Genomic DNA, 412 nt, shown 5'->3' on the forward strand with positions numbered 1-412 from the left:
GGGGGCCACCCCAAACCCCCCCCCCCCCCCCCCCACCCCCCGGACCACCCCCCCCCCCCCCCCAAACACCCCACCCCACCCCCCCCCACCCCCCACCCCCCCCCCCCCCCCCCCGGCGGGATTCCCCCCCCCCCACCCCTCACAACCCACCCCCAACCACACACACAAGACCCCCCCCACCCCCCCCCCCACACAAACAAAACAACAAAACAAAACCAAAAAAAAAAAAAACAAAAAAAAAAAAAAAAAAAAAAAACAAAAAACAAAAAAACAACACCCACAAAAACAAAAAACAAAAAAAAAAACACAAAAAAAAAAACCCCCCACCCCCCCACGCACGCACCCCCCCCCCCGCCCAGCCCAACCGGGTTTTATAAAGACACACCCCCCCCCCCCCCCCCACACCCCCACC

At 60.2% G+C, this 412-nt stretch carries 1 protein-coding gene; it reads right to left on the reverse strand.

Features of this window, described 5'->3' with window-relative positions:
- A partial coding sequence (locus PUR56_RS43385) for a hypothetical protein (protein ID WP_329948726.1) occupies positions 1-339 on the reverse strand: 339 nt, incomplete at its 3' end.
- Between the last annotated feature and the right edge of the window lie 73 nt (positions 340-412).

Source organism: Streptomyces sp. BE303 (genome assembly GCF_036290945.1).
Taxonomy (GTDB): Bacteria; Actinomycetota; Actinomycetes; order Streptomycetales; family Streptomycetaceae; genus Kitasatospora.